31 protein-coding genes, 1 tRNA gene and 1 pseudogene are annotated in these 26524 nt (G+C 69.2%); 11 read left to right on the forward strand and 22 right to left on the reverse strand.

Going from position 1 to position 26524, the window contains the following annotated elements:
- The 21 genes and pseudogenes from GA0074694_RS00005 to GA0074694_RS00085 all read right to left on the reverse strand — a co-directional run.
- Positions 1-217 (reverse strand): annotated as a pseudogene (locus GA0074694_RS00005) (hypothetical protein); the annotation flags it as partial.
- Entirely contained in the window at positions 214-438 is a 225-nt protein-coding gene (locus GA0074694_RS00010; protein WP_091450598.1) for a hypothetical protein, read from the reverse strand. The gene GA0074694_RS00010 and the pseudogene GA0074694_RS00005, both read right to left, overlap by 4 nt.
- On the reverse strand, positions 432-1160 hold the full coding sequence (locus GA0074694_RS00015) for a P-loop NTPase family protein (protein ID WP_091450601.1): 729 nt from the start codon (positions 1158-1160) through the stop codon (positions 432-434). Before GA0074694_RS00015 ends, GA0074694_RS00010 begins: the two co-directional genes overlap by 7 nt.
- Positions 1157-1981 carry a hypothetical protein gene (locus GA0074694_RS00020; RefSeq protein ID WP_091450603.1) on the reverse strand — a complete coding sequence of 275 codons (825 nt, stop codon included), beginning with the start codon at positions 1979-1981 and terminating at the stop codon, positions 1157-1159. The genes GA0074694_RS00015 and GA0074694_RS00020 overlap by 4 nt, the downstream gene beginning before the upstream one ends.
- Positions 1981-2439, reverse strand: coding sequence for a hypothetical protein (locus GA0074694_RS30595; RefSeq protein ID WP_141713929.1), 459 nt, complete (start codon positions 2437-2439; stop codon positions 1981-1983). Before GA0074694_RS30595 ends, GA0074694_RS00020 begins: the two co-directional genes overlap by 1 nt.
- Complete coding sequence (locus tag GA0074694_RS00025; protein WP_091450605.1) at positions 2382-3206, reverse strand: competence protein CoiA family protein; 825 nt, start codon at positions 3204-3206, stop codon at positions 2382-2384. Before GA0074694_RS00025 ends, GA0074694_RS30595 begins: the two co-directional genes overlap by 58 nt.
- Positions 3203-3343, reverse strand: a complete 141-nt coding sequence (locus GA0074694_RS31300) for a hypothetical protein (protein ID WP_176737727.1) — start codon at positions 3341-3343, stop codon at positions 3203-3205. Before GA0074694_RS31300 ends, GA0074694_RS00025 begins: the two co-directional genes overlap by 4 nt.
- On the reverse strand, positions 3340-3507 hold the full coding sequence (locus GA0074694_RS31305; protein WP_176737728.1) for a hypothetical protein: 168 nt from the start codon (positions 3505-3507) through the stop codon (positions 3340-3342). Before GA0074694_RS31305 ends, GA0074694_RS31300 begins: the two co-directional genes overlap by 4 nt.
- Before the next feature lie 98 nt (positions 3508-3605).
- Entirely contained in the window at positions 3606-4073 is a 468-nt protein-coding gene (ssb, locus tag GA0074694_RS00030; RefSeq protein ID WP_091450607.1) for a single-stranded DNA-binding protein, read from the reverse strand.
- Positions 4070-4888 carry a hypothetical protein gene (locus GA0074694_RS00035; RefSeq protein WP_091450610.1) on the reverse strand — a complete coding sequence of 273 codons (819 nt, stop codon included), beginning with the start codon at positions 4886-4888 and terminating at the stop codon, positions 4070-4072. The genes ssb and GA0074694_RS00035 overlap by 4 nt, the downstream gene beginning before the upstream one ends.
- A complete protein-coding gene (locus GA0074694_RS00040; RefSeq protein WP_091450613.1) occupies positions 4885-5748 on the reverse strand; it encodes a PD-(D/E)XK nuclease-like domain-containing protein in 864 nt (287 codons plus the stop codon). The genes GA0074694_RS00035 and GA0074694_RS00040 overlap by 4 nt, the downstream gene beginning before the upstream one ends.
- Positions 5745-5930: a hypothetical protein gene (locus GA0074694_RS00045; RefSeq protein ID WP_091450615.1), complete on the reverse strand. Its 186-nt coding sequence runs from the start codon at positions 5928-5930 to the stop codon at positions 5745-5747. The genes GA0074694_RS00040 and GA0074694_RS00045 overlap by 4 nt, the downstream gene beginning before the upstream one ends.
- Complete coding sequence (locus GA0074694_RS00050; RefSeq protein ID WP_091450618.1) at positions 5927-6667, reverse strand: hypothetical protein; 741 nt, start codon at positions 6665-6667, stop codon at positions 5927-5929. The genes GA0074694_RS00045 and GA0074694_RS00050 overlap by 4 nt, the downstream gene beginning before the upstream one ends.
- Positions 6664-6963 carry a hypothetical protein gene (locus GA0074694_RS00055; RefSeq protein ID WP_091450620.1) on the reverse strand — a complete coding sequence of 100 codons (300 nt, stop codon included), beginning with the start codon at positions 6961-6963 and terminating at the stop codon, positions 6664-6666. Before GA0074694_RS00055 ends, GA0074694_RS00050 begins: the two co-directional genes overlap by 4 nt.
- Complete coding sequence (locus GA0074694_RS00060; RefSeq protein WP_091450623.1) at positions 6960-7982, reverse strand: hypothetical protein; 1023 nt, start codon at positions 7980-7982, stop codon at positions 6960-6962. The genes GA0074694_RS00055 and GA0074694_RS00060 overlap by 4 nt, the downstream gene beginning before the upstream one ends.
- Positions 7983-8079: 97 nt before the next feature.
- Positions 8080-8748, reverse strand: a complete 669-nt coding sequence (locus tag GA0074694_RS00065; RefSeq protein ID WP_091450625.1) for a hypothetical protein — start codon at positions 8746-8748, stop codon at positions 8080-8082.
- Positions 8745-9611 carry a GGDEF domain-containing protein gene (locus GA0074694_RS00070; protein ID WP_091450627.1) on the reverse strand — a complete coding sequence of 289 codons (867 nt, stop codon included), beginning with the start codon at positions 9609-9611 and terminating at the stop codon, positions 8745-8747. The genes GA0074694_RS00065 and GA0074694_RS00070 overlap by 4 nt, the downstream gene beginning before the upstream one ends.
- Complete coding sequence (locus GA0074694_RS00075; RefSeq protein ID WP_091450630.1) at positions 9608-10345, reverse strand: hypothetical protein; 738 nt, start codon at positions 10343-10345, stop codon at positions 9608-9610. The genes GA0074694_RS00070 and GA0074694_RS00075 overlap by 4 nt, the downstream gene beginning before the upstream one ends.
- 92 nt (positions 10346-10437) lie before the next feature.
- On the reverse strand, positions 10438-11247 hold the full coding sequence (locus GA0074694_RS00080; protein WP_091450632.1) for a phage antirepressor KilAC domain-containing protein: 810 nt from the start codon (positions 11245-11247) through the stop codon (positions 10438-10440).
- A gap of 27 nt (positions 11248-11274) precedes the next feature.
- The gene (locus tag GA0074694_RS30600) at positions 11275-11478 is read right to left on the reverse strand and encodes a hypothetical protein (RefSeq protein ID WP_141713930.1); all 204 of its coding nucleotides are present in this window, start codon (positions 11476-11478) and stop codon (positions 11275-11277) included.
- The gene (locus GA0074694_RS00085; protein WP_091450635.1) at positions 11475-11735 is read right to left on the reverse strand and encodes a hypothetical protein; all 261 of its coding nucleotides are present in this window, start codon (positions 11733-11735) and stop codon (positions 11475-11477) included. Before GA0074694_RS00085 ends, GA0074694_RS30600 begins: the two co-directional genes overlap by 4 nt.
- 144 nt (positions 11736-11879) lie before the next feature.
- On the opposite strand from GA0074694_RS00085, the gene GA0074694_RS00090 reads away from it, so the two are divergent.
- The 11 genes from GA0074694_RS00090 (at position 11880) to GA0074694_RS00145 (ending at position 25142) form a co-directional block, all read left to right on the forward strand.
- Positions 11880-12398, forward strand: coding sequence for a helix-turn-helix domain-containing protein (locus GA0074694_RS00090; RefSeq protein ID WP_141713931.1), 519 nt, complete (start codon positions 11880-11882; stop codon positions 12396-12398).
- The gene (locus GA0074694_RS00095) at positions 12398-13825 is read left to right on the forward strand and encodes a recombinase family protein (RefSeq protein WP_091450639.1); all 1428 of its coding nucleotides are present in this window, start codon (positions 12398-12400) and stop codon (positions 13823-13825) included. The genes GA0074694_RS00090 and GA0074694_RS00095 overlap by 1 nt, the downstream gene beginning before the upstream one ends.
- 470 nt (positions 13826-14295) lie before the next feature.
- On the forward strand, positions 14296-14718 hold the full coding sequence (locus GA0074694_RS00100) for an HPF/RaiA family ribosome-associated protein (RefSeq protein WP_245714483.1): 423 nt from the start codon (positions 14296-14298) through the stop codon (positions 14716-14718).
- Positions 14719-14827: 109 nt separating this feature from the next.
- Positions 14828-15784 (forward strand): alpha/beta hydrolase, encoded by a 957-nt coding sequence (locus GA0074694_RS00105; RefSeq protein WP_091458401.1) that lies wholly within the window; start codon positions 14828-14830, stop codon positions 15782-15784.
- 120 nt (positions 15785-15904) lie between these two features.
- Positions 15905-15977 (forward strand) — tRNA-Arg (locus GA0074694_RS00110).
- A gap of 68 nt (positions 15978-16045) precedes the next feature.
- A complete protein-coding gene (locus GA0074694_RS00115) occupies positions 16046-17569 on the forward strand; it encodes a tyrosine-type recombinase/integrase (protein ID WP_091450640.1) in 1524 nt (507 codons plus the stop codon).
- Positions 17570-17741: 172 nt separating this feature from the next.
- Positions 17742-18770, forward strand: coding sequence for a DNA adenine methylase (locus tag GA0074694_RS00120; protein WP_091450643.1), 1029 nt, complete (start codon positions 17742-17744; stop codon positions 18768-18770).
- Positions 18767-20839, forward strand: coding sequence for an ATP-binding protein (locus tag GA0074694_RS00125; protein ID WP_091450645.1), 2073 nt, complete (start codon positions 18767-18769; stop codon positions 20837-20839). The genes GA0074694_RS00120 and GA0074694_RS00125 overlap by 4 nt, the downstream gene beginning before the upstream one ends.
- Before the next feature lie 145 nt (positions 20840-20984).
- Positions 20985-21653 (forward strand): hypothetical protein, encoded by a 669-nt coding sequence (locus GA0074694_RS30605; RefSeq protein ID WP_141713932.1) that lies wholly within the window; start codon positions 20985-20987, stop codon positions 21651-21653.
- A 29-nt stretch (positions 21654-21682) separates the two neighbouring features.
- On the forward strand, positions 21683-22993 hold the full coding sequence (locus tag GA0074694_RS00135; protein ID WP_091450652.1) for an ISAs1 family transposase: 1311 nt from the start codon (positions 21683-21685) through the stop codon (positions 22991-22993).
- A gap of 1114 nt (positions 22994-24107) precedes the next feature.
- Positions 24108-25142, forward strand: coding sequence for an NAD-dependent epimerase/dehydratase family protein (locus GA0074694_RS00145; RefSeq protein WP_091450656.1), 1035 nt, complete (start codon positions 24108-24110; stop codon positions 25140-25142).
- Here GA0074694_RS00145 and GA0074694_RS00150 read toward each other — a convergent pair.
- Positions 25122-26399: a hypothetical protein gene (locus GA0074694_RS00150; RefSeq protein WP_245714484.1), complete on the reverse strand. Its 1278-nt coding sequence runs from the start codon at positions 26397-26399 to the stop codon at positions 25122-25124. The genes GA0074694_RS00145 and GA0074694_RS00150 overlap by 21 nt on opposite strands.
- Between the last annotated feature and the right edge of the window lie 125 nt (positions 26400-26524).

The following is a 26524-nucleotide window of genomic DNA, read 5'->3' on the forward strand; positions in this document are numbered from 1 at the left end:
ACCCGCCGTACCTCGGCGAACACCTCCCGCATCGGTCGACGTACGCGGCGGGCGAGGACTCCAGCCCGTACTGGCCGGGCTCCCCGTAGTCCCGGAGCCCGTAGTAGGGCGGCGAGGTGACGACGCAGTTGACGGACCCGGACGGAAGGGCGCGGAGGACGGTGAGGCTGTCGCCGTGGTGGAGGGTGACGGTGTCGTCGGCGTAGTAGGGCGTCACGGCTGCTCCTTGCGGGTGCGGATGGCGGGGGTTTGGCGGCGGAGGCGGTCGAGGGCGGCCCGGCGGCGGGCGGCGAGGAGCAGTTCGTCGGAGCGGGTGGGCGGCGGCTCGTCGTCGGCGGGCTTCTCCCGGCGGGCGAGGGCGGCGTCGACCACGGCGCGGCAGGCGGCGACGCCGTGTTCGTTGCGCTCGACCTGCTCGGGGCTGAGGCGGTTCACCATTCGGTCACCACCTGGCGGACTGCGGGCCCGTCGAGGACGAGCACGCCACCGCCGTCGATGAGCCGCTCGACGATGGGGTGGCCGTACCGGGTGACGAGCTGCGCGTAGGCCACCTCGGCGGGCGACCGGTCGTCGCCTTCGTCCGGCCCGGTGGTGTTGCAGGTGACGACGAGCCGGCGTTCCTGGGCGCACCGCTCGTCGAGGATCCGCTGGAGCTGTTCTAGCCACCAGTCGGTGACGCGTTCCCGGCCGAGGTCGTCGAGGACGAGCAGGTCGCAGCCGGTGGCGTAGTCGTAGGCGAACGGCTCGCCGTCGGGCTTGAGGGCGGCGGACAGGTCGGGGGCGGTCCACACCATCACCCACTGGTCGTGGGCGTGGGTGTCGTTGGCGATGGCGTACGCGGCGGTGGTCTTGCCGGTGCGGGCGGGGCCGGCGATGAGGAGTGCCCGTGGCCCGTGGGCTCGCCAGCGGCTGACCTTCCCGGCCGGGTCCTGCTCGGGCAGGAGCAGCTCGTAGCTGGCGTTGGCGTAGCGGCTGGGCCGGCGGCGGGTGTAGGCGATGGCCCGGTTCGCGGCCTGTCGCGCGTGGATGGCGGCCCGTTCCGCCCGGTCGGCTTCCCGGCTGAGCTCGTCGTGGCTGGGCGTGGTGTCGTCGATGACGGCGTGGGCCCAGATCCGGCGCTGCCACTCCCGCAGCGGGTTGCGAATGAGTTCGGCGGTCATCGGTGGCCTCCGGTGTGCTGGCTGGCGACGGTGGCATTGGCCCCGCCGGCGAAGGGGTTGTCGGTGCGGCGGTCGACGTGCCGGTTTGCTCCGGTGGTGCGGCTGCCGCCGGTCTGGGCACGGTCGGTCTTCCACTGCTGGGCCTTGCGCATCCAGGTGCGCCAGGCGGCGGTCCAGTCGTTCTTGACGGCGTCCTTGCCGGCCTTCGAGGTCCAGTGGTCGACGAAGTTGGCGGTCTCGACAGCGACGTCCACGTTCGGTGCCTTCTCCCGTGCCCAGGCGCGCATGGCGGGGGTTACGTCGAAGTCACCGGAGATGCGGGTGCCTCGGGTGGTGGTGGGCGGAGCCGAAGGCGACGCGGAGGGGGTGCCCACAGAACTTCCGTAGGAAGTTCGGGTCGGGTCGGGTCGGGTCGGGTCGGGGTTAGGCGAACTTCCCGCGATGTTCTCGCGCACGTTCGCGCGAACATCCTGCGAACCGGGCGAGCGCTGTTCGCGAATGCGGCGCATGCGTTCGCGCGCAGCCTCCCGCTTCGCCAGCACCTCTTCGGAGGACGGCTGGTGGTCGTCCCATTGGTGGAACCGCCAGCCCTTGTCGCCGTCGTGCTCGTCTTCCTCCCACAGGCCGGCCCGGACGAGGGTGGCGGCGTGCTCCCGGTAGTCGGGGTCGAGGCGGGCGGCGATGTAGTCGGGCACCCAGCCGTCGGTGAGCTGGCTGGAGGACCAGGACCCGGCGAGGACCCAGAGGCCCATCGCGGGGACGCCGGCGCGCACCGCCTTCATGTGGGCGTGCAGGCCGTCGTCGACCTTGAACCACGGCATTAGTCCTGGGTCCCTTCGGGGTTGAGCTCGTTGCGTCGCCAGTAGGTGGGCGACTTCGGGCAGAGCAGGCAGGCGGGTACGAGAGGAGCGCCGTGGCGGCCAGGTGTACGTCCGCCGCAGCACGTTGCGAGGCGCTCGACGGCCGGCGCATCGCGCTGGGCGGGGATGCCAGGGCTGGTCCGGTCCTCGCATGCTCGACCGGCTGGGCGGTCACTGCGTCGGACGTTCGCCGTCTCGGCTTGGTCGACGTTGCCTCCCCGCTCGGCGACGAGCTGGTCGTACTCCTTAGCAGGGATCCAGGTGACCCGGTTGCGGTGCCGGTAGGGCAGCCACGATCCGTGGAGGATGCCTTCGAGCAGGTGGTCGAGGTGAGGGCGGTCCGTGGCCGGGAACCGGGCGTCTACGTGGTTGGGGAAGGCGAACCGGTCGCGGGGTCGTACGTCGGGTAGAGGTGCCACTGGCCGCATGGGATGGCCTTGCGGGTTGCCGGGCACCGCTGGGTTCCCGTCCACAGGTCAGCCCAGCCACAGCGTCGCCGTTCCAGGACGATGGCGCCGGCGATGAGATTCACCTTCGGCTCGCGCAGGTAGTACCGGTGGTCTCCGACGGTGGGGAGCGCGAGGTGCGGCACGAGGTGCATGAAGCCGATGTCGGCGGCCGGGAGGTCGGTCGTCCACACCACTCGGTCGCCGGCCTTGCGGAGCGCCTTCTGCCGGCTCTGGATCTCGCGGGCGCGTGCCGCAGAGTGCTGGACCTCGCCCGCGACGGTTAGCTCCGGGCCGACGGCGAGCACATCCGGGCGACGGCGGGCCTTCGGCCGCCACACCTCCACGTTGACGTCGATCGCGCCGGCAGCGTCGAACGTGCGAGCCTTCCGCTCCTTGAGGGCCTTGTGGATGTCGGTTTCGGGCTGATGCTCAGGGTGTGGGGAACGCCCGCCCTCGTGCCGGAACATCGGCCCGTACCGGCCCTCCACGAAGGTGAGCCACACCGGCTCGGGCGGAAGGTTCCGCTCGGCCTGAATGCGCATGCAGAGCAGGCAGAGCAGCTTCTTTCCGCGAACTCCGTGGGGTCGGTCCGCGGTGGCCAGCCGGTCCCGGAGCCCTGGCTGGTCTGGGTGCCCCCAGTGCGGCAGCCGGGGCTGCAACTCCAGCATCGCGGGCACGTAGAACACGCCGTCGGCGAAGTCGCGTGGGTCGATCAGCTCCCAGATTTGGGTGGTCACTGTTCCCCCTGGTGGTGCTCGACGAGGTGCTCTTCGAGGGCGTCGGCGGCGGCGACCGCCGCTTCGGCCGGGTCCGTCTCGCGGATGAGGACGGTGACCGTGCAGAGCGGGCAGTCGACGGTGGTTGCGGTGTTCACGCCGCCTCCCTGCGTTCGGTCGCCCAGCGGCGGGCCTGGTTGAGGTGGAGCACCTGGGCGGGTGTGGCGGCTCGTTCGCGGGCGGTGTCGGCGTAGGGGCCGTACCGCTCGTCGAGGAGGGCGCGGAGCTGTGTGGCGCGCTCGTCGTGGTGGGTGGCGCTCATGTGGTCCCCCCTGGTCGTCGTGTTCGTGGTCGGGTGGGTGGCGCCCCGTCGCGCGCTCGATGCGCGGTGCCGGCCTGGTCCGGGCGGGGCCGAAGTGGTTAAAACGGCGGGATGTCGTCGCGCGAGTTACGGCCTGCCGGCGGGGCGGTCGCCCACGGGTCGTCGGCTGCGGGTGCCGGTCGGGTGCCGGTCGAGCCGCCGGAGCGCTGCATCTTGTTGACCGTGGCGGTGGCGAACTTCAGGGCCGGGCCGATGCCGTCGACCATCAGCTCGACGACGGACCGCTTTTCGCCTTCCTTGGTCTCGTAGCGGCGAGTCTTGAGCCGGCCGGTGACGACGACCTCCAGGCCCCGCTGCAAGCTCTCGGCGGCATGCTCGGCTTCCTGGTTGAAGACGGTGCCGTCGACGAAGAACGTGTCGCCGTCTTCCCACTGGCCGGTGGAGTCGTTCTTCTTGCGGGAGTTGAAGGCGAGCCGCAGCTTGCACACCGCGGTGCCGGAGGCGGCGTAGCGCAGCTCGGGGTCGTCGGTGAGGCGGGCGACACCGCTGATGACGGGCAGGCTCATGCCGCCACCTCCGCCCGCTGGTCGCCGGTGACGTCGGCGGCGGTAACCCGGGCCGTCGGGAACTCGTCGGCGGCGGTCGTCTCACCCCGGTTGATCGACGAGAACACGACGCCCAGGTCAGCGACGTCGGCGGCCGTCCACTGGCCGCGTTTGCGTTCGAGCCGGTCCTCGATTTGCGGCACCCTGACGCCGATCCCTGCGAACGCGGCGACCATGTCGGCGATGCGCTCGTCGAGGGGCTTGCCGTCGCCGTGCTCGATGGTGCGGCGGCACAGTTCCTGCGCCTCGGCGACGAAGTCAGCGGGCAGGACGGTGAACAGGCACTCGCGGACGGCGCGGGCTCCGACGTTCTGGTTGTTGAGGTACACGTCGGTCAGGTCGACGAGCTTGCGGCGCTCCTTCCCGGCCATACGGGCGTGCGGCACGATCAGCGATCGGGTGGACCGGACGTTGGTCTGCTGGTCCCACGCGAACGCCTGGACCTCGGACTCGCCGGCGGTGTCGTCGCGGCGCAGTTCCCGCACCCCGTAGTCGAGGTTGCCCCAGATGCGGGCGAGTTCCCGGGCGAGGTGCACGGACGGGCCGTGGCCGCGGTTCGGGACGGCGTAGAACGCGCGGGAGGCGAGGGAGAGCCGGCCGCAGGCGGCGCGCATCTCGGCCCAGGCGCGGACCATGTCGCGGGGGCACTGCTGGGCGACGACGACGGCGGCCTGGACTTCGGCGACGGCACGGGACTGCTCGATGGCGGTGGCCTGGCCGAGATGCGCCGGGATGGGCACCTGCGGCGTGGTCAGTCGGTCGATGGCGTTGGTCACCAGATCTCCTTGGTGTGTTGGCGCTCCACCCAGGCGGGCAGGGCGATCGGTTCGATGTCGTCGCTGTATGCGGGCCACGTGTCGGTGCGCAGGCACTCGGCGTAGATGTCGCGGGCCTGCTGGGCGAGGTCCCGGCCGATGCGCAGCGCCACGGGGTCGAGCTGGACGACGGTGACGAGGTGGGGCGGTTCGATCTCCTGGAAGGCCAGGACGAACACCGGATCGTCGGCGACGCCGAGCTGCACGGCCCCGTCGAGGTAGTGGCCGCCTTGGAGGGCGTAGCCGAACCGGCTGACGGCCCGCTGGATGTGTTCGGGGCTGGCGTCGGGGGTGGTTTTGTAGTCGACGACGATCCGCCGGCGGCCGGGCACCGGGTGGCGGAGGAAGTCGTACCGGGCGCGGCACCACACCCCGGTCGCCGGGTCGATCCAGAACGCGGACACCTCCGGCTGCCCGCTGTCGGGGTGCAGGAGCGGCCCGGCGATGGGGTGCTGGCGGATCGCGTCGGCCATCGCCTCGACCCGGTCGTGGTCGGCGGCCAGGAGCGGCACCTGGCCGGCGGCGTACGCGGCGGCTTTGGCCTCGCGGGCGTCTTTGGTTCGCCAGTCGGCGGCGTCGACCACGACCAGGTCGAGGCCGCGGCCCAACACCTTGAGGTGGGCGGCGTGGCCGAGGTCGAAGGCGTCCTTGGGGGGCTGACCGTGGTCGAGCCAGTGCCGGAACTTCGCCGGGCAGGACGGCGGCAGGAGCTTCCGCAGGCCGGTGGACGACAGGCTGCCGCCGGGTACCGGGTCGCGGTGGTAGTCCTCGTCGGCGATGTCCGGGTAGAGGCCCGGCTCGGTCACGGTCAGCGTGGTCACGCCGTCTCGTCTCCCTTCACGTTGCGGGGGTCGTGGATGGGGCAGCGGGGGCCCTGGATGAACAGCCGGACGCCGATCTGGCTGCCGCAGGTGCGGGCTTCGCCGCCGATCCAGTGGGTGCAGGGGCCGGTCTTGCGGGGTGCCGGCTTGGCGACGACCGGCCGGACGTGGCGGGCGGTCATGCCGGCACCTGCGTCCGGTCGGTGCCGCGGTGGGCCCGGTTGGACACGGACCGCCGGTTGATGGTGGGCAGCCCGGCTTTGGCGCGGGCCCGCTGGAGGCGCATCCAGTAGGCCTTGACGGCTTCGTTGGTGGAGCCGATGGCGTAGGCGACCTCGTGGTAGGTGTAGGCGGCGTCGAGGTCGGACAGCATCGTTTCGATCTGGTGGTGCCAGTCGCGGGGTTTGTTGGTGGTGCAGCCTTCGGGTACGTCGGGGAGCCGGTCGACGCGGACGGACCGGTGGCCTTTGCTGTTGAGGTGCAGCGCCCAGTAGTTGCTGATGCTGGTGTGGCTGAGTCCGATGACGGCGCCGATGTGGCGCATGGTCGCGCCGTCGGCGAGCATCCGGGCGATGGTGTCGTGGTGGTCGGCGGCGGTGCCGCCGTGGCCGTTGACGCAGCGCGGGTTGGTGCCGGCGCCGAGGATGAGGCCGCCGCAGGCGGTGCAGCCGGGGGCGACCTTGCCGTAGTCGTCGTAGGGGATGCCGGCGCGGATGGTGCCGGCGGCGTCGAGGCCGTCGGCGGGGGTGCACTGGTTCTGCCAGGGGCAGGTGCCGCACAGCTTGATGGCCTCCGGGTTGCCGGCGTTCCCGGTGTCCCACCACTGCGGGTCGTGGGTGACGCACGGACGCAGGTCGAGGCCTGCGGGGGTGAGGGCGCCGGGTCGGCGTCCGGGCTGGGCGAGTAGCACGGCGGTCACCAGTCCTCACCGTTCTCGATCTCGTCGGCGAGGGCGGCGATCAGGTCCGGGCTGATGCCGAGGGTCTCCCGGCACCGGTCGACGAGGCGCTCGAGGTGGTTGCGGACGGCGGCGACCTGGTCGACGCCGCCGTCGTCGAGGGCGGTGATCAGGTTGGTGTCGGCGGCGTGGTCGGCGTGGGTGTAGAGGTCGGAGGTGATCTGCTCGTGGTGTAGGCGGGTGAGGGCGGCGAGGTAGCGGGCGGTGATGGTGGTGGCGGTGGCGGCGAGCGGGTCGCGGCTGGTCGTGGCGGTCACCGGGCCACCTCGCTGCCCGCGTAGTGGCGGTTGACGTTGCCGGCCTGGATGGCGGCGGTCGTCGCCGCCGTGATGGCCTTGTTCAGGGCGACCATCCCGGCCTGGAGCACCTGCTCGGCGGGGACGGGCACTTCGGGCACCTCGCAGCAGCGGCAGCCCCGGCCGAGCCACTGCCGGGTGTCGGCGAGGGTGTACCGCCCGGCGTCGTTGACGTTGCTGCGGTAGCCGGCCCCGTTCGGCGCGAACCAGGCACCGTGGTGGTTCGACCAGATCAGGTACTCCGGCTCGGCCGGCTGGGTCTCCTCCGCCCGGCCGGTGCGGTTGATGCGGTCCCGGCACTCTGCGGCGACGGCGAGGATCCCGAACGGGGCGATGTCGGTTTCGGTGGTGGCGGGGCGTCCGCAGCGGCGGGTGTGGCCGTCGACGTAGCAGCAGTTGCAGGGGTGCGCCCCGGGCTGCTCGGCGCGGAGGTAGGTCGGCTGCCAGTTGCCCTCGCGCTCGCAGCACTCCATGTAGCTGGGCGGCGGCTGCGAGCCGGCCCATCGGGTGATGAGGCTGCCGGGGCACTGGTGCAGGTAGAGCTGCTCGCCCGCCGTGACGGTGATCGGCTTGAAGCTGCCCAGTTCGGCGCGGAGTCGGCCGACCTCGGCATTGAGGTGCTCGCGCTCGTCGATCGTGCGGTCTCGCTCCAGTGCACGAGCCAGCCGGTCCGCGTGTGCGCGCTCGTAGCTGTCGCGGAGCCGGTCGACCTCGGCGATCAGGGCGGGCACGAGGGTGCGGGCGGCGGCGATGAGCTCGCCGTCGGCGCGGCAGTCCTCGACGTCGTCCTCCGGGTGGATCGGAAGCTCCGCAATCAGGGCGGGCCCGTCGTCGTCGTGGTCGGGGGCGATGACGTTGATGACCCGGCGGCCGGGCTGGAAGTGCACGCCGGTGGTGGTCCAGGGGCCGTCGGTGGCGCGGCCGGCTACGCGGCGGATGGCGTCGAGGTCGAGGGCGGTGGTGGTGGTGGTGTCGGTCATCGCAGGCTCCAGAGGGTGAGGAGGATGGCGGCCCAGAGGGCGGCGGAGATGGGGAGGCCGTGGAGGAGGCCCCGGATCGCGGCCAGGTCGCGGCGGGTCACCGGGTGCCCCGGGCGGCGTCGTACTGCTGGATCGCCCAGACGATCGCGTGGCAGGCCCACAGGAACGTCCAGTCCCAGTCGCGGAGGTCCCACTCCCACGTGTCGGCGGTGACGCCGAGCCGCTCCAGGTCGCCCAGCACGATCCGGGTGCCGTCGGCGTGGGCCAGGTAGCCCTCGTCGTCGTAGTCGGAGACCGTCTCGCGGACCTCGGCCGGCGGGTTTGGCCTGGTCGGGATGGCCCGCCGGGTGTACTGGTCGAGCAGGTGCGGGTACGTGTCGGCCTCGTACTGGTCGACGCATTCGGTGATGAGCTGGCGGGCGTGCTCCTCGCTGTGCTCCATCGCCGAGGCGCGGCTGCCGCCGTCGAGCTTCTCCGACCAGTAGGTCGGGTTGATCCGGCCGCCGGCGCCGCGGAAGAACTCGAACATGTCGTCGATGCGGCGGAACACCCTGGCGGGACCGAAGTCGCCGCGGACCACCAGCGCGCCGGGCCAGGTGATGACCTCGAACGACCAGATGCCGGTGCCGGGCTTGGCGCAGTGCAGGTGCCGGTAGAGGCCGTCGTCGTGGCGGACGGTGAGCTGGTGCTCGGTGGTGTCGCGGGCGAACCGGTCGGCAATTTCCTGCTGGAGGGTCTTGGGCTTGGTGGTGGTGTCGGTGCTCATCGGGTCCTCCGGGGCAGGCTGATGCCGAGCAGGCGGGCGTAGTGGGCGAACACGGCCGCCCAGTGGTCGGGGTCGGTGATCGCCGTGTGGGCGGCGTCCAGGCGGGCCAGGTGGGCGCGGGTGCGCAGGTGGTGGCCGGTCCAGCCGGCGGCCAGGCCGAGGAGCAGGGCGGCGAGGGTGGCGAAGACGGGGGCCATCACGCGGCCTCGTCCTGGTGGTGGGTGGGCTGCCACGGGCCGAGGGTCGGCCGGTACGGGCCGTCGGTGACGTCCACGGCGGTCACCGGACACCTGCCCGGTCCGCGTCCCGCACCCGGCGGCGACCCGTGCCAGTCGGCACCGTGGTGTCCAGCTCCGGGTACCACACCTGCCGCAGACCAGGCCCCCAGCCGGCGTGCTTCGCGTCGTACACACGTCGACCCGGCGCAGCGTCTCCTCCAGATCCGGCAGCGCCTCGGTGATGCCGACGGCGCCGGTGACGGTGATCTGCCCGGTCGGCAGGTCCACCCGCCACGACGTGACCAGACCGGCCAGCATGTCCGGCGCGGCGAGCAGCAGCAGCTCGTCGCCGCCGAGCCGCACCGCCGTGCCGTACGGCTGGAGGTGAGCGGCGACCGCGACGAGCACCGCGTCACCGGCGGCGTGGCCGAGGGTGTCGTTGATTGCCTTGAAACCGTCCAGGTCGACGAGGGCGACGAGCTGCCCGGCGGGCCGGTCGACCTGCCAGGTCTCCTCGAGCCAGCGCCGGTTGTACAGGCCGGTGAGCGGGTCGGTGGTGGCCTGCCAGGTGCGTTCGGCGAGCCGCTGCTCCAGGTAGACGATGCGGGCCTGGAGGGCGTCGACGTCGAGGGTGGGGGCGGTCATCGGGTGCCGCCCTGCTGCGACTCCAGCTCGGCGACCCGAGCCCGCAGCCGCTCCACCTCGGACCGGCCGTCCGGCTGGATCTGCGCGCGGATGTGCAGCTCCGGCCCCCACGGGTCGTCGTCAAGCCGGATCGTGTGCTCCGTGAACGGGATGTCGCCGCCGGTCCCGCCGTCCTCGGTGATCTCGCTGCCGAGGTAGCCGGACAGCTTCTCCAGGTCGGCCCGGCTGTCGAGCACCCCGAGGTGCATGCGGATGTGGCCGCCGACCGGCAGGTCCAGGCGGACGATGCCGTCGACGAGGTGGCGCAACTCCGCGGCGAGACGCTGCCGGGTGGTCGGCTCGCTGGTGCCGTCCGGGTTGGCGATGTGCTGGTCGAGCACTGCGGCGGCCTCGGCGACCGTGTCGAACCCGGCGACGGCCGTCCCGCACGCGCAGACCGCGCTGCACGCGCCCGGACCTCCGGTCGAACCGGCGGCGTGGTAGTGCTCCGGAGCACCGACGACGGTGACGCCCTCCTCCGGGTGGTACGGAAGCTCGCCGTCCACCTCGTCGAACTGCACGAGGATGGTGTCGTCGGCGTACCGGTGGACGACCGAGACGGTCAGCGGGTCGCCGAACCCGGCGCAGATGACGGCCATGCCGGCCGTCAGGTACCGGGCCTTGATCTCCCGGCGGGCGGCGGTCAGGTCGGGGGTGGTGTCCGGCTCGGCCGGGGTGTTGGTGTTGGGGTTCACGTACGATCTCCTTCGGTTGGCGGTCCCGCGGCTCTTGGTCGGTGTTGCGGGGCCGCTGTCATGTCCGGGCCCGGACGGGCACCGGCAGGGGTTCAGGGGCGGGCGAGCGGCCCGGCGGTGACCAGCTGCAACTGCTGACCCGACTGGAGCGGCTGCGACCCGCCGAGGCGGCGGTGCAGCTCGTGGAGGCCCTTGACGGTCACGCGCACCTGCGGGGCGTCGAGGACGAGGTCACCGGTGCGCGGGTGGTAGTGCGACGCGGGCATCTCCGACAGCCAGCCGGCGTTGACGGCCCGCTGGTAGGCCCGCCACCGGCCGTCCGACTGCTGCCGGTAGGACCACTCGAAGTCGCCGAGCAGGGTGAACAGGCGGCGTTCGCCGAGCTGGATCTGCGGGTCGCGGGACAGCACCTTCGCGGCGTCGCGGACCGAGAAGTCACCGTCGGCGGAGGCGAGCAGGTCCCACGACTCGGCCTTCGGTGCGGCGATGGCGAGCTGCGCGGCCTGGGCTTCGATCTGCCGGGCCTGGTCGGCGGCGAGCTGGAGCGCGTCGGCGTAGGTCTGGGGAATCGCGGGCGCGGTGCTGTAACTGCCGGTCTTGCGGATGGCGGGGAGCACCTCGTGGGTGATCCACCGCTTGAAGGCTCTCGCCTCCGGCTTGCGGGAGCGGAGGATCAGCGAGTAGAGGCCCGGCTCGTTGATGGTGCCGAACTGCTGCTGCCCGCCGGGGGTGTCCAGACTGTGTACGCCCCTCTCGTCGTCGTCGAGTGCGGTGAGCGACGAGCGGTGGAGTCCGAGCAGGGCGAGGATGTCGGCGGCGACGAACCAGGGCTCGTCGTCGATCAGGACGGTGCGGATCTGGGCGCCGTCGGTGTATTCGAAGGCGCGGGCGAGAGCGGACACGGGTGCCTCCTTTCGGTTGTGGGTGGGTCAGGCGGCCGACTGCTGGGCGGCGGCCTTGCGGCGCCAGATGGCGACCTGGATGTCGGCGAGGACCGCGCTGAGCGCCTCGGCCGCGGCCTGCCCCTCGGGGCTCGCGGGGTCAAGCGGCGTCACCAGCGGATGCGCGTACTTCGGGGTCTTCGGCCCGGGGGCGCTTGGGGTTTGCGGGTACGTGGGAGGCGGTTGCGTCATTTCTTCGCCACCCGCCCGAATAGCGCCTCCACCGTGGTGTCCAGGTCGCTTGCCATGCGCAGCGCCAGGAGAAGGCTCACGCCCTTCTTGCCGGCCTTGATGAGGGACATGTGCGGGCGTCCGATGCCGTGCTGCTTGGCCTGGGCGGTGACCGACTTGAGCCCCTTCTTTTCGGCCAAGGCGTCGTAGACCTCGACCCGCAGCCGCGCCCCGTCGCCCCTGGGCGATGGTGCGTTGGTCTTTCCCGTCGGTTGCATGGGCAAGACGGTAGACCGTTGGCTTTAGGCAACGCAACACCTGGCGGCAAAACACGCCGAGACCAACCGAACGGGTGGGTACCCATCGGCCACTCCGATGCCCTATCGTTGCCCGCAGGCAACGACAGGAGGAGGTCATGGGCCATGTCCCAGCCCACGAACACCCAGGAAGCCGACTGGATCAAGCGACGACGCGAGGTGCCCGCGATCGTCGCCAAAGAGCAACGGCCACCGAATTACCGTTGCCACTGGCAGAACGCATACCGTTCGCCTATGGGCGACGCTTCTTCGGCCGAGGACTGGGCCGGCTACCTCAGACGGATGACCCGCAGGCATGGCTGGAGCGTCGCCAGGCTTGCGCGAGAGTCTGGGATCAACCGGGCTACGATCTTCGGCTGGATGAACGGCGACGGGGTGACCGTCGCCAACGTCAAGGTCATTGCCAAGGCTCTCGGTGACGACGAGGCACATGCCCTAGCTGCTGCGGGTGGGGTGGAGCCGGAAGAGGCTCTCGACCCTGACCTGCGGATCATCCTCCGGCGGCTGAAGTCTCCCGAGGCCAGCGAAGCGGAGAAGGCCGTCATTCGAGGGACACTGAAGCACCTCGCCGACCTCGCCGACCGCGCCGAGCGAGGCGAAGAGCAGGATCGCCGCGCCAGCTGATGCCGCCGCGCCGCCGGCTCGCCGCCGTACCCGACCGCCCCACCCGAGCCGTTCTCTACGTCCGGGTTTCCGCGCTGATGGGCCGCGGCGGCGAGGACTTCCATTCGCCCGACGTGCAGATCAGCGCCATGCGGCGCACCACCCACGGCATGACCGAGGTCGCCGTCGTCGAGGACATCGACCGCACCGGCCGCCACTTCTCCCGCGAAGGCATCGACCGCATCCGCCGCATGGCCGACGCGGGCCAGATCGACGCACTCGCCGTCTACGACGTGTCCCGCCTCGGCCGCAACGTCCGCGAGTCCCTCGCGTTCCTCGCCGAACTGGCCGACAAGGGCGTCACGATCCTCTCCGCCAACGAGCAGGTCGACACCTCCACGCCGGCCGGGCGGCTGATGCTCACCAACATGCTCGCCATCGCCGAGTACCGCTCCGACGAGATCGGCCGAGGCTGGTCCGGGGCGATCCAGCGGCGTGCCGAGCGCGGCCAGCACCACGGCCGCCCCCTGGGCTATCTGAAGGAGGACAAGCGACTCGTCCCGGACCCGCTGGTCGGTCCGGCCATCGCCGAGGCGTTCCGCCGGTACGCGGCTGGCGCCCGGGTCGGTGAGGTCACCGAGTACCTCTCCGGTGTGCGCGGCGTCGCCATGACCAACATCAACGTCAAGAAGCTGCTCCGGAACCCCGCCTACCTCGGCAAGGTCGTCGCTGGCGGCGAGGTGCTCCAGGGTGAGCACGACCCTCTTACCGACGAGGAGACCTGGCGGAAGGTTCAGCAGCGACTCGACGACGAGGCGGGCGCCCCTCCGCGCGCCCTGGCGTACACCTGGGCGCTTGTGGGGCTGGTGGAATGCCAGAGGGGCCACAAGCTTCAGAAGCAGGGCAACAGGCTCGTCTGCGGCCACGGACGGGGCGACACGAAGGGCGGCGACTGTCCCGGCGTGGGTAGGCCGATCATCGCCCTCGTTGAGGAGGAGACGCTACGCCAGGTCGCCGCGTACGCGGCGAAGCTGCGCACCGACGCCGGTGTCCGCGCTTCCCGCGCCGCACGGATCGACAGCGCGCGCGTCGACCGGGACCGGCTGGAGAAGGAGTTGAATGCCGCACGCGCGGCCATGGTGAAGCTCGCCACCAGCAACGCCCTTAGCCAGCTTCCAGACGAGGTCTATCAGAAGGCGCTCGGTGAGCTGACCCGCATCGAGCAGTCGGCTGCGGCCGAGCTGGCTCGGCTCGCCCCCGTGCGGGAGGCGCCCGCCCCGGAGGCTGAGGCGGCGATGGTGGACACGCTGCTCGGGCTGTGGCCGGACATGACGAATCAGGAGCGCAGTCGGGCGCTACGCGCCGTAGTCGACAGGGTGGAGGTGCGTGCGGCGGAGCGGTGGCGGCAGCCCGAATCCGAGCGCATCGAGGTTCATTTCCGCTGGTAGACGTGTTGGCGCTTTGCAATCCGCCACCACCGTGACATAGGTATCGAACATCACCCCTCCAGGGGAAGATCGGGATCGTGTGGGGCCGAGTCGACTCGGTGCCGAGCGTGTCCGACGACCACCCGACGGTCCACCCGCGTCCGCCGGCCTGTGGACAACTCGGCCGGCTGTGGACGACAACCTGATCAAGGTCCCGGTGTGGTAGGTCCACCGGCCCTGGGCGCGGTACGCCACGGCGGGCGACGATCAGATCGCCCGGAGTCGCCGGGGCGGTTTCCGCAGGGAGGACGGCTGGGTATGGGTTCGATCAAGCGGCAGGCGTCCACGCGTACCGCAGGAGAAGCCGACATGAGCGCGGACCGGCACCTTCCCGAAGCCACCGCGCCGCGTCGTCCAACGGAAAGGTCAGCGACCATGTGCAGAACAGCCTCGTCCGGTACGACCGTCGCCACCCGGCGTGAGGTGACCCGATGAGCGCCGTCGCGAATCCCGCCACCGTCGCCGAGTGCCTGCGCGTCGGTGCCGGGTTCTCCCAGGGGGACCGGAACTGGATCGCCGAGCAGTTCGCCACGCTGGATGCCCGGCTGGCCTCGTTCCACGCCGACGCCACCGAGCTTGAGGTGTCGGTGAAGGACCGGGAGGCCCGGGGGCAGAAGGTCACCCTGGAGTGCTGGATCGCGGGCCGTCAGAAAATCGTCACCACGTCCTCGGAGGAGGACCTGCACGCGGCCCTCAACGACGTCCGCGACGACCTGCGCCGCCGGCTCAACGACGCGAAGACCCGGCAGGAGCCCCGGCACAACAAGCACCTGCGGGAGGAGGGCCAGCCCGGCCCCGGCGCCCCGTCGACCGACGACACCGCGGAGGCCCCGGCCGAGTCCGGCGTCGCCTGACCGCACCGCCCGTCGCCGCCCACCGGATTCCGGTGGGCGGCGACGTCGTGGATACGCGAGACCGGCACGGGTCTACCGCCGGGTAACCGGTGGGCGTAGCGTGACCGGCGTGGAACCGGACGTACTCGGACCGCCCTTCGAGCGGTACACGATCGAACTGGACCCCGACGACGAGGGCCCGGTCGTCGCCACCCTGGTCCGCCGCCGGGCAGGCAGCCCGACCCGGCGGGCCGTGCTCTACGTGCACGGCTTCGTCGACTATTTCTTCCAGGCCCACCTGGCCGAGTACTGGACCGACCGGGGCTGGGACTTCTACGCCCTCGACCTGCGCAAGTACGGCCGCAGTCTGCTGCAGCACCAGACGCCGAACTTCTGCCGCGACCTGGGCGACTACTTCCCCGAACTGGACGCCGCCGCCACCTTCGTCCGCACCTCCGACGACCACGACACGCTGCTGGTGATGGGTCACTCCACCGGCGGCCTGCTCGCCGCCGTCTGGGCGCACGCGCGGCGCGACGCCGGCCTCGTCGACGGGCTCCTGCTCAACAGCCCCTTCTTCGACATCAACGCACCCTGGCTGGTCCGCCGCCCGCTCGCGGCCGCCGTGACCCGGCTCGGCCGTGGCGCGCCGCACCGCGTCCTCCCCTTCGGCCTGGGCACCGTGTACGGCGAGTGCCTGCACGCCGACCACCGGGGCGAGTGGCGCTACGACCTGAGCTGGAAACCGCTCGCCGGGTTCCCGGTCCGGATCGGCTGGCTGGCCGCGATCCGCCGGGCGCAACGGCAGCTCCGCGCCGGGCTGGACATCCCGGTGCCGGTGCTGGTGGCCTGCTCCACCCGCACCTTCCGGCGTCGACGCTGGCACACCTCGGCGATGCTCGCCGACGCCGTCCTGGACGTGGCGCACATGGTCCGCTGGGCACCCCGACTCGGACCGCAGGTGACCGTGGCGCGCATCGACGGCGGGATGCACGACCTGACGCTCTCCGGCCCCGCCGTACGCGAGAAGATCTTCGCCGAGATCGACCGGTGGGTCGGCTCGAACCTGGTCGGTGCCGGGCGCTGACCGTCGTGGTACGGGGTCGCGCGGACCCGCTACGCCCCCGTACCACCGCGACACCCCCGGTCAGCGGTACCCTCTTGGCGCACCGTCGGTACGGCCCGGCCCGCCGGACCACCACGCCATGCGCCTGTAGCTCAGCGGATAGAGCAGGGGACTTCTAATCCCAAGGCCGCAGGTTCGAATCCTGCCAGGCGCGCTGGACTTTCTCCCAGCCGAACGGCCCGCGTGGGGCTATACGTGGTGCGAACGAGCTAGGTTTGCCGCGTGGCGACTTCGAACGGACGTCGGAAGCGGCAGCGAGGCGAGATCGAGACCCTGCCCAGCGGATCACTGAGAGTGAAGGTCTACGCGGGCGAAGATCCCATCAGCGGCAAGCGGCACTACCTGACCGAGGTCATCCCCGCCGGCCGTACCGCCGCCAAGGAAGCGGAGAAGGTCCGTACCCGGCTGCTGGCGCAGGTCGATGAGCGGCGCAACCCGCGTACCCGCGCGACCCTTGACCAACTGCTCGACCGGTGGCTTGAGGTGGCCGACATCGAGCCGACCACCCGGATGGGTTACGAGAACAAGCTCAACAAGCACGTACGGCCGGTGCTCGGCAAGCTGCCGGTCGGCCGCCTCGACCCCGAGACGTTGGAATCCTTCTACGCGAGCCTGCGCCGCTGCCGGGACTGGTGCGGCGGCAAGGCGTCCGTTACGCACCGGGTGAAGGGCGAGCACACCTGCACCGCGAGATGCCGGCCGCACGTCTGCAAGCCGCTCAGCCCGTCCTCTGTACGGCAGATCCACTGGATCCTGAGTGGTGCGCTGAGTCGGGCGCTGCGGTGGCGCTGGATCGCGGTCAACCCCGCCGCACAGGCTGAACCACCCGCCGCGCCGCACCCCGACCCGCAACCACCGAACCCGGCCGATGCCGCCCGCATCATCACCGAGTCGTGGCGCGACCCGGACTGGGGCGCGCTGGTCTGGCTCGCCATGACCACCGGCGCCCGGCGCGGCGAACTGGCCGCCCTGCGCTGGCATCATCTCGACCTGGCCGCCGGCGTGCTGACCCTCCGACGGAGCGCCTACCTCGACGCCAACGGCGAGTTGCAGGAGAAGGACACCAAGACCCACCAGCAACGGCGGGTCGCCCTCGACCCCGAAACGGTCGCCGTGCTCACCGAGCTGCACGCGCGGTACGTCGACCGCCTGGCGCAGCTCGACGCGACGGCCGACCCGGCGGACTACGTCTTCTCCCCCGAGCCGGACAACAGCCGTGGCTACCGCCCCGACACCATCACCCAGCGGTACGGGCGACTCGCCAAACGACTTGGCATCGACAGCCACATCCACGCCCTGCGGCACTACTCCGCAACCGAGCTGATAAATGCCGGTGTCGACGTGCGAACCGTCGCCGGCCGGCTCGGTCACGGTGGCGGTGGCACCACCACCCTCCGGGTCTACGCCGCATGGCTCTCCGAGTCCGACCAGCGGGCCGCCGGCACGCTCGCCGCCCGGATGCCATCCCGCCCGACGTCGCCCACCCTGCCGAGCAGCCCGTACCGGGTCATTGCCGAGGAACTACGCGAGCAGATTCGCACCGGGAGCCTCAGGCCGGGCGACCCGCTTCCCACGGTTGCTGAGTTGGCTGCCGCGCATGCCGTGTCGGTCGGCACCGCTCACCGTGCAGTGGCGTCTTTGACAGCAGACGGCTTGGTCAACGTTGCCCGAGGTCGCCGGGCAACCGTCGCAGGACAGCCCGATGGATGGCTACCGACGAGTCAGGCAACGCCCCAAGTCCGGTGAAGTGAAGTGACCTCCATCGGCCGGACACCTCGATGGCATCCAACCCAAATGTCCAAACTGGACCCGGGCAGTCGTGTGGCGGCACCAACCTGTAGATTTTGCGTGGGGCTAGAGGCCGCCTACTACTAGTCAGTCGTGAGGCTTGCGCGAGGCACTACCGCTAGGAGGAGTCATGACAGTCGAGATGACCCCTCCTGCGCTCACTGCACTCACCGACGAGGACTTGCGTCTGCTCGGTGGTGGCCCAGCCGAGGAGGAAGCCCCGCTCCTGAGCGGCGAGCACGTTCGACTGCGCCGCGCGTCCTTGTCACCGCTGAGGTACCCGGGATCGAAGCGCAAAATGCTGCCGGCAATCCGTCAGCTCATTGTGGACAATGTGCCAAGGCCGGAGTTGCTTGTAGAGCCTTTCTGCGGTGGCGCCAGTGTCTCCCTTGGTCTACTGGAGGCTGACGCAGTCGAGCGGGTACTTCTCGCGGATTTCGATCCGTTGGTGGCCGCGTTTTGGCAGGTTGCGGCCGAGGACACGGACGCGCTTGTCAAGGCGATGCGCAAGGAGCCGGTCACCGTCGAGAACTGGGACCGGTGGCGGAAGTACCGCCCGCGAACACCACTGAACCGGGCAATGAAATGCCTCTTCCTGAATAGGACCACATTCTCAGGCATCATTGGAAGCGACGCTGGTCCAATCGGCGGTCGCGCACAGACTAACTACAGCATCGACTGTCGTTTTGACAAGGATGCTATTGAGGCACGGCTTCGCAATATCCAGTTGCTTCGCAAGCAGGGCCGCATCGTCGGCACCGTCGCTGGTCGATGGCAGTCCACATTTCGCTACGCACACGACGTCGCCGCTTCACTCGACCTAAAGGCGGACTCAGTGGTGTTCTACCTCGACCCGCCCTATATCGAGAAGGCGAGCGACCTATACGAACGGCCGTTCACTGAACAAGACCACATCGCCCTCGCTCAACATCTTGACAGCACTGAGCGATGGGTCCTCTCGTATGACAAGGAACCACTCGTCCTCAGTCTCTACCGAGGTATGCAAGGGGTGCGTCAGTACCGCGTGACGCACCACTACACCATGACGGGGAGCCGTAAGAGTCCTGTGCCAGGCCGTGAGGTCCTGTTCACGAACCTGCCCCAGCCACCCCACCAATCCGCACTGCCGCCGTCAGCGCCGCCGCGAGGTGACATATGAGCATCGTCCAGTCCGTCCTGAACAAGGCGAAGTCGTCCACCCCGCTGGCAAGGTTGATCAACGACAAATGCGCCCCCGTTGGGGGGGTCTACCGACTCGACTACGGTTCTGCCGTCGTACTCACCGACGACTACTACAAGAGCCGGGCCGGGGGCGTTCCGCTGGGCGGCTTCCTACTCGCGGCCGCTGGCACGCAGACACCCGAGGGATTCATCCTCGACGACGAGGAACTCATCCTGCTTCGCGTACGCGGCACTGAGCCATTGCCAAACGAGGCTGATCTGGTGCAAACCCGGCTTGCGGTCGTCCGCGACGCTGCAGCTAGCGGGCAGGGTTTCGACGACGTCACCGATGTGCTGACCCGTAACGAGCTGCAGCAGTCCGCGTTCGACTGTGAGGTCATTGGCACCTTCTACAGCGACGAAGACGACAAGGTCGAGTTCGGGGCGGACATCGATAACGTAGTCTCCTCCGCCAAGTATCAGGTATTCCTGCCGTCTCAAAATGTCCTGTCATGGTTGGCCGCCTACCCTGACTCCGGCGATGACGACATGCTCCCGCTCGGCGTAGTGCGGTTTGCGTCTACGCGCAGGCGGGCTCGGGCCGCTAACATTGATAAGGCAGCCGTCCGTGTCCACGTCAGCGATTTCGTTTCTCGTAAGACCGCCGTGTTTGGCATGACCCGCACGGGAAAGTCAAACACGATCAAGACACTCGTGACCGCCGTGTTTAGGCATGGCGTTCGTGCTGGCAGGCGCGTCGGCCAGGTCATCTTCGACCCACAGGGCGAATACGCCAACGTCAACGAGCAGGACGGAACCGGGTTGCGTCTGCTGGGGGACACGGCCGATGAGGTCCGCGTCTACAAGGAGAAACCCGACCCCTCTGAGCGCGTCGAGCAGCCGCTTCGGATCAACTTCCTCGACACCGCCAGTCTGCAAACTGTCTGGCAGATGGTTCAGCAGGAGGTCGCGACGGGCGCGTCCGCCGGCGCGCAGTACATGGCCGGGTTCCGAGCCGTCAGCATGCAGCAACCGCCTTCCGGCGACTACTCCGCCACCCACCACTTCGAGCGGAACAGGCTTGCGTTTTATGCGCTCTTACACCGCGCAGGCGTAACGGGGACCCTCTCCGGGGTACAGGTGACACTCACTAATGAGCTTGTAAACGAGCTGAACTCTAGTGACCCGAAAGTCAAGGGCGTGACCGGAAGAGGCAAGACAGCGTCAGTGGCGTCAACAGAAGTCGCGCGGGACTTGCTGGAATGGCTGCGGGCCAAAAACGGAGCCGGTCAGCTGACACAGTCCTGGAAAGACGACTTCGCCAGTGGCGAGCTCGGCGACATCCTTAAGGCGATGGAAGGAAGGGCCGGCGACGCGGCCATCAAACGACTCAAGCCGTTCCACGACCCGGCCGCCGTTGGGGAGATCGGGGAGCTGATCTGGCAGGACATGCAGGCTGGTCGCCTGGTCATCGTCGACCTCTCGCAGGGCAATGGAAATGTGGTCAGGACCCTGTCCGAACGGATCGTGACCACCCTGCTTGACCACGCACGTGACGACTTCTCTGCCGGGAAGAAGCCGCAGCCGTTCCAGATTGTTGTCGAAGAGGCTCACAACCTGTTCGAACGCGGTAAGCGCGACACCGACAGCGATCCGTGGGTTCGCCTGTCCAAGGAAGCCGCGAAGTACAAGATCGGTATGATGTACGCGACCCAAGAGGTGTCCAGCGTCGACCAGCGCGTCTTGTCCAACACCTCCAACTGGCTCGTCGCGCACTTGAATTCCGACAACGAGACCCGCGAGCTTTCCCACTACTACGATTTCAAAACCTGGGCCGACAGTCTCCGCCGATGCGAGGACATTGGGTTCGTCCGCATGAAGACCTACTCGGCCAAGTACATCGTCCCGGTGCAGGTGGAGAAGTTTGACCACGCCATGATTAACATGGCTCGCGTCGAGGCAGGTCTCGCTCCGAAGGAGCCTTCACCGTCCGGCTCCGTGCCCACGACAACCGCACCCACCTTCCCCACAAAGGTCGAGGGCGCGGAGGACGGCGGGCTGTTCTGATATGCCATACGCGAGTGAACGGGCACATCGACTCGGCCACGTTCCTGTCGTAAACAACCAGGCCGTCCAGGACGCGTTTAGCCGGTGGCAGGTCGCGCAGGCATGTCCGCAGGACGGGTCTGCCATCGCTGCTATGTGCACCCCCGTGAATCAACTCGCGGGGGCCGGACAGTCAAGCGGCGTCGGCTTCGCAATCACCGTCGATGGATCTGACACCGAAGTGGAGGCGACCCGCGAGCACCCGACCGTTAAGGTCGGGTACCTGCGCGTAGCTGCGTCGATCGTCGACCTTGAGAAGCTCACCCGGGCTGGGGACGGGGAGTTCGTCAACCCAAAGGTGGTGCGGGACGCCCATCAACACGCTGCGTTCGACGGCGCGCTCCCTGGTTCCGGCCTGGTGCGGCCCGGCTGTAGCGGCGTGGAAACGTGGCGCCAGGAGCTTAACCATTTCCTCACCACTACGCGGTTCGATGATGGCTCGGAGAAGTCGCTCGGCGACATGCTCTTGGCATTACATGGTACGCCGAACAAAGCAGCCACTGCGGTCACAGTGCGGCGGTGCCCGTCCTGTGAAGCGAAGGATGGTGACCTTCCCGGTAGCGGCATCAGCGTCGCACTCACCGGCGGCCTGTGCCCGCGGTGCGGCGCCACCGTCCACTTGGCTGATGTGCTACGCACTCACGAGGAATACGTAGCCGAGGGCTCCCACGGCCCCGGCGTTGTTCCCAATCGAGCGGTTATGTCCGTGTGGGGAACTGGACACGGGGCGAGTTGCAGGATGAGCGCGGCTCCTGATGATCTTTCGGGTGACTAGCCTCGAAGTTCATCGCTGGAGCCGCGCTCGTGACGTCATCTTCCCTGATCGACCCTGTTGTTGACCACCTCGCCGATCTGGCGTTGTGGGAAGCCGAACTCGCCGCGGTTTCGGCCGATCCGCTGCGGGTGGTGTCCCCGCTGGCGGCACGGCTGGCTCAGGTACCGGATCCGCGACGGCCGCGTGGGTTGCGCCATCCGCTGCTGGTGATCCTGGTCTTGACCGCGTGCGCCACCCTCGTGGTCGGTAACGACGGCCTGACCGCGATCCGGCAGTGGGCGGCCCGGACTCCGCAGGACGTGTTGCACCGCCTCGGCGCCCGCCGTAACCCACTGACCGGCCGCTATCTGGTGCCCAGCGAGCGCACCTTCCGGCGGGTCCTGGCCGCGGTCGACGGCGACGCTCTCGACGCGGCGACCTGCGGCTACACGGCCGACGTGCTGCGTGGCGACGTCCCGGCCCCGCAGATCCCCACCGCCACCGACGAGCCCGCCGAGCGTGAACAGCGCCGCGCCGCGACGCGGGCGGTGACCCACCCCGCACCGGCCGGGCTGCTGCCCGCGGTCGCGATCGACGGGAAACTGCTGCACGGCACCCGCACCGAGACCGGGCAGGTGTTCCTGGTCGCCGCGGTCACGCATGACCGGGCGGTGATCCTGGGCCAGCGCCAGGTCGCCGGCAAGCGCGGCGAGACCACCGTGACCGAAAATCTGCTCGCCCCGTTGGATGTGGCCGGCATGCTGCTCACCCTGGACGCCCTGCACACCACGAAGAAGACCGCCCGGCTGATCACCGGACCGTTGAACGCCCACTATCTGCTGATCTTGAAGGGGAATCAGCCGCTCGCCCTGCAGGCCGCCCAGGCGCTGCTGTCCGGCACCGACACAGTCTTCACCGGCAGCATGAACATCGACTCCGATCGCGGGCACGGACGCACCGAACGCCGCACGATCCGCGTCGCACCATGTGACGGCCGGCTGTTCCCCGGCGCCCGGCAAGTGTTCCGGCTCCGCCGTGACACCGGCGGACTCGACGGCGTGCGCACCAGCAAACAGATCATCTACGGCATCGTCAGCCTCGATGCCGAACAGGCCAGCCCGCAGCACCTCAACGCCTATGCGAGAGGACACTGGTCTGTTGAAAATCGTCTGCATTGGATCCGAGACGTCACCTTCAGCGAGGACGATTCCCAACTCAGGACGAGTGCGGCGCCCCGCAACCTGGCCGCCATGCGCAACCTGGCCATGAACACCTTCCGCCTCGCCGGGCGCGTCAACATCGCCCACGCCCGCCGCGACCTCCACGACCGCGCCGACGCCTTCGCCGCCTACGGCATCTAGCAAACCACGATGAAAGCGGGCATAGAAGAACAACGCCGGGGCCGTGCGAGGGCTCCAACCAGTCGGCGCTGACGCGGGTCATGCTCGTGGCAGAGCGGCTTACCACTCTGGGGTATATGGAGCTCTTTTACGACCAGCCTTCGACCATCGATGTGCTGCGCAAGACTTTGTTCATCACTGACGGCCCATTGGCCCTTTTCGGAGTCGTGGCCCCGCTCAAACGGCGCTTTCAGCACTACCTTGGCGCCCTTTCTGCGGAGTGTGACGCTAAGGGCCATCCAGGGCTCCCAATGCTCGTGGGGGTGGAGAAGTCGGGCAGATTTGTGGAGCACGCCGAGCTAATCCGCGACCTCATCCCACGTGGCAGTGTTATGAACCTGACCACGGAGTACATCAATCGCATCACCGCTCGCCCTCCAGGGAACAACTACGGCGTGGACGAGTTTTACGGCCGCCGCTTCGTGTACCGAACGCACGCAGGCGATCCGCTAGTTATCACGGTCCTACCCAAGCAGGGCGTCCTCCCGTACGAGGGCCCTGGAGCCGAGGAGTTGTCGAGCTACCCGTCCCTAAGGCCAGTGTGCGAGGTACTCGATCGAGTCCGCACGCGTCTATATCCCAACGCCGTTATCCCCGTCGCCCTCGCTCACTCGGCGGCGTCGCTGCCACTCGGCGTCGGGCAATCGGTCCTTCGTGTCATGTTGCAGAAAGCTGTTGGTCTTCCACAGACCAGCCAGTTCCGGTACCGCTCGCCATTCCCTGGTTCACAATGGGCAAGCCGAGGACAATAGGTTGAACATCAGCGGGTTGCGACAAAAGGTGGTTTCCTCGGGTCGGCCGATTTCTGATCTACTGGGGCTATGCCGGGGACGCCAGGCTCGCCGTTAGGCGACCCCGTAGCGGTCTGGCTTGGTGGCCTCGGTGGCCGTTCGGTGGCCAATGGCGGCCGTCGCGAGGCGATCACCGCCCGCACGCCCCTAACCCGCGAACCCGCTACCGGGCTGCGGCTGATCTCCGAGCGAGAACCAGCCCGAGGCATCCAGGAAGCTCGCCCACCGACAATCCCCAGGCGCCCCGTCCATCCCTGGCAGATCCTTCTCGGCATGATGGTCCAATGCGATTGCTCGTGCTCGGCGGAACGTGGTTCGTAGGCCATGCGGTTGTCACGGCTGCCCTCGACGCGGGATGGGACGTGACCACGTTTAACCGGGGCACCTCCGGGCCGGACGTCGACGGCGTGCGTACGGTCCGGGGCGACCGGACGCGGCTAGCCGACATCAACGCCTTGGCCGCCGCCGGGCCGTGGGATGCCGTGGTGGACACCTCCGGCTACGTACCGAGGAACACCCTCGACGTAGCCCGCGTGCTGGCGCCCGCCGCCGGCCGGTACGTCTTCATGTCTACGGTGAGCGTCTACCGAGACTGGCCGGTGAAGCCGCTCAGCGAGGAATCCGAAGTGCTGTACTGCCCACCGGATGCCGGGCCGGACTACGGCACCGACACGGAGGACGGGCCGACGCAGTACGGCTACCAGAAGTCGGGGTGCGAGGCGGCGGCACTGGCCGCGTTCGGTCCCGACCGGACGACGGTCCTACGGCCCGGTGTCGTGCTCGGCCCGCGCGAGTACGTCGGCCGGCTGCCCTGGTGGCTGCGCCGGATCGCTGCCGGTGGGACGGTTCTCGCGCCGGGGTCGCCGGACCGGTCGATTCAGCCTGTCGACGTCCGCGACCTTGCCGCGTTCGCCTTGCATACCGCTGCCGAGGGCAGCTCGGGTGCGTTCAACGTCTGCGCCCCCGTCGACGGGGCCACGTTCGGGGAGCTGCTCGCCGCGTGCGCCGACGCGACCGGTGCCGCACCCCGGTTCGAGTGGGTGCCGGATGACGTGCTCCTCGACCAGGGCGTGCGGCAGTGGTCGGAGTTGCCGCTCTGGCGCACGTTCGAGGGCGTCTGGCGGGTCGAGTCCGCCCGCGCGTACCGCGCCGGCCTGCGCTGCCGGCCGCTGGCCGACACCGTCGCCGACACCTGGCGGTGGATGGTCGAGACCGGCGAGGTGAGCGCCCACGACCGGGCCACCGAGATTGGGCTCAGCCGGGACAAGGAAGCGCAGGTCCTCGCCGCGTGGCGAGCGTCAGGAGAGCGGACGGGCTGACGTTTCCGCGAGCCAAACGGAGATACGTTCGGCGAGCTGCTGCGCTTCCGAGTCGTTGCGCCACGCTGGCGTGGTCAGCAGCCGCCCGACCTTCTCCAGTCGCCCGGTCAGCGAGACGTTGCGCTTCTGCGCCGGCAGGTCGAGAACACCTTGCAACGCTTCGCCCGCACCGTCCCTGTCGCGCATGTGCAGGTGTGCAGCGGCTACGTCGATCTGCGTCCCGTTGATCTGGGAGTACGGCCGCCGGGACAGCGGCAGGGCTTCGTAGACCTGCAAGGCTTCACGGGCGTACCTCGCCGCCTGCTCGCCGTTGCGCAGATCCAGCCAGGCCGCTGCCGCGCACGCCGCTGCCCTGGCTTCCCCGAATGCGAACTCACCACCTACCGACCCGCTCAGATCATCGGCGCGGGAGGCTGCCATGTCCCGATCGCGCCGGGCTGCTTCCAACACCTCGGCGACCGATTCCGCGTCGGCCAGCAGGGCGTGAGAGCGGGAAGCGATGTACCGGAGCCTGAGTTTCGGCTCACCGTCGGGAGCCGCACGCATCGCGCGAGCGAAGTAGGTCAGGGCGGCATCGGGTTCGTTGCGCCAGTTCGCCAGCGTCATTTGCAGGCCGTACGTCCACGCCTTGAGCGAAGCGTGCCCGGCAAGATCCGCGTACTGCGTAGACGCCCGCGCGAGCGCTGCTGAGTCGTTCCAGTGCCCGAGGTCGAATGCCGTGGACGCCATCAGCGCCGTCCCTTGGCCGACGATGACGTACAGGTCAGCCAGGTCGCCCGGCCTGCGGGTGCTCTCAGCCAACTTCCTGGCCTCGTCCCGCAATCGACGGGCACTGGTGAACATGTCGAACGCGGCCATCCCACCAGCACGCGCGAGCAGCGCCATCTCTTCCTGCAACGACTCGATCGATTCGCATCCAACCGGGCCACTGGTCAACAATGGGTCGTTGGCAACGGAATTCGCGGCGTCACTCACGACGTCAACAACGACGTTTCCCGTACTAGGAATTCCGGCTTTCTTAAGGGAGTCCGCGACCATGCGGAAGAACCGGCTTCGCACCGCGTCGGACACCCGATCCAACGCAGCGGCAAGTATTTCCTGGTTGGAGTTTCCGGGCACCGTATCCGGCCGGCTATGCCAATAGGAAACCGTCCGGATCGCGACACCCAGCCAGTTTGCGAAGCCCTCGTTCGTCATGCCGGATGCCGATTGCAGCAGGCAAGCCAGGGCACCCGTCCACCGCTCGATCCTCGTCATTGCCGTCCCCTGTGGCCGTGGGTTGCACTGCCTTGCCGCGTCTTGCATCCGACTTGCGCCAGCCAAGCGCCTCTCATCGATTTCACTGGTTCCAGACGGCAAGAGCAAGCCCCGCCCGATGGTTC

Source organism: Micromonospora inyonensis (assembly GCF_900091415.1).
Classification (GTDB): Bacteria; Actinomycetota; Actinomycetes; order Mycobacteriales; family Micromonosporaceae; genus Micromonospora; species Micromonospora inyonensis.

Bases quoted from the DNA above. Each gene is read 5' to 3' on its own strand.
- GA0074694_RS00010 (WP_091450598.1), bottom strand. From the start codon at position 438: ATGGTGAACCGCCTCAGCCCCGAGCAGGTCGAGCGCAACGAACACGGC.
- GA0074694_RS00015 (WP_091450601.1), bottom strand. From the start codon at position 1,160: ATGACCGCCGAACTCATTCGCAACCCGCTGCGGGAGTGGCAGCGCCGG.
- GA0074694_RS00020 (WP_091450603.1), bottom strand. From the start codon at position 1,981: ATGCCGTGGTTCAAGGTCGACGACGGCCTGCACGCCCACATGAAGGCG.
- GA0074694_RS31305 (WP_176737728.1), bottom strand. From the start codon at position 3,507: ATGAGCGCCACCCACCACGACGAGCGCGCCACACAGCTCCGCGCCCTC.
- ssb (WP_091450607.1), bottom strand. From the start codon at position 4,073: ATGAGCCTGCCCGTCATCAGCGGTGTCGCCCGCCTCACCGACGACCCC.
- GA0074694_RS00045 (WP_091450615.1), bottom strand. From the start codon at position 5,930: ATGACCGCCCGCCACGTCCGGCCGGTCGTCGCCAAGCCGGCACCCCGC.
- GA0074694_RS00060 (WP_091450623.1), bottom strand. From the start codon at position 7,982: ATGACCGACACCACCACCACCACCGCCCTCGACCTCGACGCCATCCGC.
- GA0074694_RS00065 (WP_091450625.1), bottom strand. From the start codon at position 8,748: ATGAGCACCGACACCACCACCAAGCCCAAGACCCTCCAGCAGGAAATT.
- GA0074694_RS00070 (WP_091450627.1), bottom strand. From the start codon at position 9,611: ATGACCGCCCCCACCCTCGACGTCGACGCCCTCCAGGCCCGCATCGTC.
- GA0074694_RS30600 (WP_141713930.1), bottom strand. From the start codon at position 11,478: ATGACGCAACCGCCTCCCACGTACCCGCAAACCCCAAGCGCCCCCGGG.
- GA0074694_RS00085 (WP_091450635.1), bottom strand. From the start codon at position 11,735: ATGCAACCGACGGGAAAGACCAACGCACCATCGCCCAGGGGCGACGGG.
- GA0074694_RS00090 (WP_141713931.1), top strand. From the start codon at position 11,880: ATGTCCCAGCCCACGAACACCCAGGAAGCCGACTGGATCAAGCGACGA.
- GA0074694_RS00095 (WP_091450639.1), top strand. From the start codon at position 12,398: ATGCCGCCGCGCCGCCGGCTCGCCGCCGTACCCGACCGCCCCACCCGA.
- GA0074694_RS00100 (WP_245714483.1), top strand. From the start codon at position 14,296: ATGAGCGCCGTCGCGAATCCCGCCACCGTCGCCGAGTGCCTGCGCGTC.
- GA0074694_RS00120 (WP_091450643.1), top strand. From the start codon at position 17,742: ATGACAGTCGAGATGACCCCTCCTGCGCTCACTGCACTCACCGACGAG.
- GA0074694_RS00125 (WP_091450645.1), top strand. From the start codon at position 18,767: ATGAGCATCGTCCAGTCCGTCCTGAACAAGGCGAAGTCGTCCACCCCG.
- GA0074694_RS00145 (WP_091450656.1), top strand. From the start codon at position 24,108: ATGCGATTGCTCGTGCTCGGCGGAACGTGGTTCGTAGGCCATGCGGTT.
- GA0074694_RS00150 (WP_245714484.1), bottom strand. From the start codon at position 26,399: ATGACGAGGATCGAGCGGTGGACGGGTGCCCTGGCTTGCCTGCTGCAA.